Origin of the sequence: Bathymodiolus azoricus thioautotrophic gill symbiont (genome assembly GCF_001298715.1) — a bacterium.
Taxonomy (GTDB): domain Bacteria; phylum Pseudomonadota; class Gammaproteobacteria; order PS1; family Pseudothioglobaceae; genus Thiodubiliella.
Window position 1 is genome coordinate 1 of the sequence record NZ_CDSC02000438.1, and the last position, 4,789, is coordinate 4,789.

The 4,789-nt window shown below is 37.0% G+C and carries 6 protein-coding genes; 2 read left to right on the forward strand and 4 right to left on the reverse strand.

Translation table 11 applies throughout. The annotated features are described in order from the left end of the window. The 4 genes from BAZSYMA_RS08335 to BAZSYMA_RS08350 form a co-directional block, all read right to left on the reverse strand. Positions 1–808, reverse strand: an 808-nt coding sequence (locus BAZSYMA_RS08335; RefSeq protein WP_143243174.1) for an FRG domain-containing protein, incomplete at its 3' end; no start/stop codon positions are given. A 6-nt stretch (positions 809–814) separates the two neighbouring features. Next, positions 815–1,912: a TRAP transporter substrate-binding protein gene (locus tag BAZSYMA_RS08340; protein ID WP_090717855.1), complete on the reverse strand. Its 1,098-nt coding sequence runs from the start codon at positions 1,910–1,912 to the stop codon at positions 815–817. A gap of 7 nt (positions 1,913–1,919) precedes the next feature. Then, positions 1,920–2,705, reverse strand: coding sequence for a peptide chain release factor N(5)-glutamine methyltransferase (prmC, locus tag BAZSYMA_RS08345; protein WP_090717857.1), 786 nt, complete (start codon positions 2,703–2,705; stop codon positions 1,920–1,922). Further along, entirely contained in the window at positions 2,698–3,324 is a 627-nt protein-coding gene (locus BAZSYMA_RS08350; RefSeq protein WP_090717860.1) for an electron transport complex subunit E, read from the reverse strand. Before BAZSYMA_RS08350 ends, prmC begins: the two co-directional genes overlap by 8 nt. A 242-nt stretch (positions 3,325–3,566) precedes the next feature. On the opposite strand from BAZSYMA_RS08350, the gene BAZSYMA_RS08355 reads away from it, so the two are divergent. Continuing rightward, complete coding sequence (locus BAZSYMA_RS08355; RefSeq protein ID WP_090717863.1) at positions 3,567–4,136, forward strand: hypothetical protein; 570 nt, start codon at positions 3,567–3,569, stop codon at positions 4,134–4,136. Between the two features lie 16 nt (positions 4,137–4,152). Continuing rightward, positions 4,153–4,719: a cob(I)yrinic acid a,c-diamide adenosyltransferase gene (gene cobO, locus BAZSYMA_RS08360; RefSeq protein WP_090717867.1), complete on the forward strand. Its 567-nt coding sequence runs from the start codon at positions 4,153–4,155 to the stop codon at positions 4,717–4,719. Positions 4,720–4,789 lie beyond the last annotated feature (70 nt).

A 4,789-nucleotide genomic window follows, 5' to 3' on the forward strand; every position in this document is an offset into this window, starting at 1 on the left:
TCCCCATATTGGAATAAGCCATATCACTATCAGGATTAATCTCAATGGCTTTTTTGTAAGCCTCAATTGCCTTCTCAAACTCACTTTTGTGATAATTGTTATTACCTTTTTCGATATACTCTTCTGCAGTTTTTTCATAAATAGGGTGATTAACATCATTTACCATCGAAAAACCATGAATATCTTGAAATAGGGATTTTTCATCAATAGAAAATATATTGCTCGGTTCTTGCAAAATTGGTTGTTTGTCCTCTTGCAAAATTTCAATTGTCTTTACATCGTCAATTGTTTGATTGCCAAACACAAACACCCCTTTTTGGGAAAAAATACGATTATTGCTTTTAAAGTTGTTGCTTACAAATTGTAATTTGTCGCACTTGGCAAAAATTTCTTCACCCTCTTGTAATCCAGAGAATTTATCAATGGAATTGGTATCTAGTAAAAAAACTTTGCCGCCTGTGTTTTGATTGCCATGAGAGGCAAACCATAAGGCGATTAAAAAATCTCGACTAAAATCAACAAACCCTGTAGCGGCGCCATAATGCTGGAGTTCTAGTAATAATTCAAGATCGTTTAATTCTTTTTTGTGGTAATGGTAACTTTTGGCATCACTGATCAAATCTTTATGATAGTCTTGAAACTGCTTTTGTGTGGGGTTGTGGCTCTTATCGTTTGATTTGCTGAAATTAAAACGCCGATAATAAGTGCTGGTTAAACCCCAGTCTGCATTAGATTGACCACGATAAATAAAACCGATCTTCCCTGATTGGAGTTGGGGTTTTGTTAAATACTTAGCAACAACCGACATTGAGCGTTAATCAAAACTATTTAAATAAGCCTTATCTGAAATATTTGTCCAAGCACGGATTTTTTGTAAATAATTGTGTCTAGATTCGATGATTTCTTTAGACAGTGGATTTTTTGCGGCCAACTCACCTAACAATTTATCATTGGCTGCTCGGAGTTTGGCAAAAACCGCTTTTGGAAAAGTTTTGACTTTGATATTTGGATAATCTTTTTTCATTGTTGCCCAGTTCTTCGCGCTAGCGTCGTTGGAATGTGCATACATATCATAGGCTGATAATTTCATTGCGGTGATTAAAATCGCTTGTAAATCTTTTGGTAGGGCGTTGTATTTTTTTAAATTAATGAGAAATTGTAACTCACTACCTGGCTCATGCCAGCCTGTGTAATAATAGGGCGCTACCTTGTGAAATCCCATGCGCAAATCTAGTGACGGACCGACCCACTCTAGAGCGTCAATTGTGCCTCTATCAAGTGCGGTGTAGAGCTCACCTGCTGGGATATTAGTTGGTTTTGCGCCAACTTCTGCCATAATTTCACCTGCAAATCCAGGAATACGCATTTTTAAGCCTTTTAAATCTTCAATGGAATTAATTTCTTTTTTAAACCAGCCGCCCATTTGGTTGCTCGTATTGCCACCGATGATGGACTTTATGCCGTGTTTGGCGTAAACTTTATCCATAAGTTCTTGACCGCCACCGTATTCAAACCAAGCGTGTTGTTCGTTCGCTGTCATACCAAAAGGCATTGAAGTAAAGAACAAGGTATTAATGTCTTTACCTTTCCAATAGTAAGAGCCTGAGTGACCTAGGTCGTACTGACCTGATTTAACAAAATCAAAAATACCGAGTGCTGATTTGTGTTTGTTTTTAGAGTCAATGCGGATTTTTAAACGACCATTTGACATTGTCTCTGCTAGTTGTTTAAATTTCTTAGTTGTATCGCCAAAAATTGGGAAATTACTGGGCCAAGTCTCAGCTAATCTTAAGGTGTAGGTTTTGTTGTCTTGTGTTGCTGTTTTAGGCTTGTCGTCATTGTTAAACCAAGTAGCATTAGCAGTTGTAATTAGTAATAAAATCGCAGTAAATAGCTGTATTATTTTTTTCATTTTTTCCTCAGGATTTGAGTTGCGCTAAGACAGCGCGGTTGTTAGAATTATAATCATTAAATGTTTGAATATGAGTGAAATTTTCTTTTAGCAATTCAACAATTTTTATTTGCTGATTGTATCCATGCTCTAACAATAAAAATCCATTATTGGTTAGATGCTTTGGCGCTTGTTTAATAATAATTCTAATAGCATCTAAGCCATCTTTTCCAGACACCAGCGCTGTTTGTGGCTCATGAATTAAATCCTTCAAGCAAGGGTCATCTTGTTCAATATAGGGTGGGTTGGAAATAATCAAATTAAATTGCTTATCTTGTACAGCATCAAACCAACTGCCTTGTTGGAAATCAATATTAATAGTGGTATTTTGCCTTGCCACTTTAAGTGCTTGTTTGGAAAAGTCTGTTGCTACCACCTGCCAATGTGGATTTTTGTCTGCCAGTGTGATGGCAATAATACCACTACCCGTACCTAAATCTAACAACTTGCACGCTTTTCCTTTAAATAAATCCAATGCAATATCGATTAAAAGTTCAGTTTCAGGGCGGGGAATAAGCGTATCAGGTGTTACTGTAAAATCTAGGTGATAAAAACCTTTTACACCACTTAAATAGGCAAACGGAACACCTTGTTCTCGTTGCTCAATAAGAGGTTTTAATGTGTTTTTTTCTTCCGTGGTTAAGGTGTAATCCTTGTTGGTAATTAACCATGCATGGTTCTTTTTCAATACCAAAGCTAAGAGGGGTGTGCTATCAGTAATAGGACTATTTAAATAGTCATTAACGCTATGCATCAATCCAATTTTTGAGCGCCACAATCAGCCCTAGCCCAATAAATGCACCGGGCGGTAGAATTGCCAATAAAGTGCCTTGATAGTCCTCAAATACAGTGATGCTAAGTGTGTTGCCTAAATCGCCTAATAATAATGCTGATTGGTCAAATAGAGTACCTGAGCCAATTAACTCACGCATTGCACCTAAGACAATCAACACAATTGAAAAGCCAAGCCCCATCATTAAGCCGTCTAATGCTGATTTACCCCAAGTATTTTTACTGGCAAAGGCTTCTGCCCTACCCAAAATAGCACAGTTAGTAACAATGAGCGGTACGAAAATACCCAGTATTAAATACAAGTCGTAAAAATATGATTGCATTATTAGCTCAACAATGGTTACAAAAGAAGCGATAAGTAGCACAAAGATTGGAATACGAACCTCTTTGCGAATGGTGTTGCGAAAAATTGAAACAGTTGTGTTGGAAGCCACTAATACAAAAGTGGTGGCAAGCCCCAAACTTATTGAATTGGTGATATTGTTGGTTACTGCCAATAGTGGACACAAACCCAATAATGCAACCAAAGCTTGATTGTTGCTCCATAGTCCGTTTTTTATAATTTTGATAGCGTCACTCATTGGTGTCTAATTATATACTCAATCGTGTATTGAATCATTAACAACAAGATTTTGGTTTTGCAGGTTTTTTTCTATGGCGCCTATTAATTCTTGTCACATTTATTTCTATTACAATCAAAAATTCTAATCACGATACTCTACCTAGAGTCAAGTTTAACGAATAAGGTAAAAAATGGGTAAAATAAGGTTTAAATACATTTATACCTTATACTTTATAACTAAGAAATATTAGAGGATTAAAAATGACAAAACAAATCAACGCCCTATTTGCTGTACTCATTATGGTGCTTTTAATGATTGCCACGCGCGGACACGACAACTGGCTTTCATCATTCCTGCATTTGCCTGATTTCACCATTCCTGCCTTATTTATTGCGGGCGTCTATTTTCGCAAGTTTTGGGTGGTATTCACGCTGATTTTGAGTAGCGTGGCAATTGATAATTATGTGATCGTACACCAAGGTGTTAGTGCCAATTGTATCACCCCTGCTTATAGTTTAGTGCCACTAACTTACTATGGTATTTTTTGGATAAGTAAAGCCATTAGTACGCTGGCAATTGATAACAATAGCGTTAAAAATGCATTCGTTATTATCACTGCCACCTGTACACAATGGTTTGCAGTAACAAGCAGTTATTACTTTTTCACTGCTACTTATAGTAAAACAGGGTGGGGTGATTTCCCAGCATATATAGCAAAATGGTCAATTATTGAAATCCCAACCGCACTGTACTGGATGGTGGCAGTCATTATTGTCTTTACACTAGCGCCACGCATTAATCCTGCGCTAAAGCTTCAAAAAAGTGCCTAATGGGTACAAAGATAGAATGCAGCGCAAAAAAGCGCATATTGATGCTCGCATTAAAGAAGCAGATATAAATAAAGGTATTATTGTCTTACTGACGGGTAATGGCAAGGGCAAATCTTCTTCCGCATTTGGCATGGTGTGTCGTGCATTAGGCCATGAGTTGCAAGTTGCCATCGTCAAGTTTCTAAAAGGCACACAAGATACAGGCGAAGATGCTTTTTTTGCCAAACAGGAAAATATCCATACCACATCTATGCAGGCAGGCTTTACTTGGGACACACAAGACAAAGAGTTTGATAAAAAAATGGCATTAGAAACTTGGCAACAAGCTGAGCAATATCTTAAAGATAAGGCTATTAATTTAGTGGTACTTGACGAACTTACCTATATGATTAACTACAAATACTTAGACGAACAAGTCATTTTAAATACACTCAACGCACGCCCCAAAAACCAACATGTGGTTATTACGGGTAGGACTGCTTCAGAGGGTTTAATCAGGGTTGCTGACACCGTTAGTAAAATAGCAGACATTAAACACGCTTTTAGGTCTAATATCAGAGCTCAAAAAGGTATTGATTTGTAATACATATTGAGAAAGTTTTGCATTTAGCTTAACAAGGTTCCATAATCTAAAATTTCGGCAAATTCAAACC

Bases quoted from the DNA above. Each gene is read 5' to 3' on its own strand.
- cobO (WP_090717867.1), top strand. From the start codon at position 4,153: ATGCAGCGCAAAAAAGCGCATATTGATGCTCGCATTAAAGAAGCAGAT.
- BAZSYMA_RS08350 (WP_090717860.1), bottom strand. From the start codon at position 3,324: ATGAGTGACGCTATCAAAATTATAAAAAACGGACTATGGAGCAACAAT.
- BAZSYMA_RS08355 (WP_090717863.1), top strand. From the start codon at position 3,567: ATGACAAAACAAATCAACGCCCTATTTGCTGTACTCATTATGGTGCTT.
- BAZSYMA_RS08340 (WP_090717855.1), bottom strand. From the start codon at position 1,912: ATGAAAAAAATAATACAGCTATTTACTGCGATTTTATTACTAATTACA.
- prmC (WP_090717857.1), bottom strand. From the start codon at position 2,705: ATGCATAGCGTTAATGACTATTTAAATAGTCCTATTACTGATAGCACA.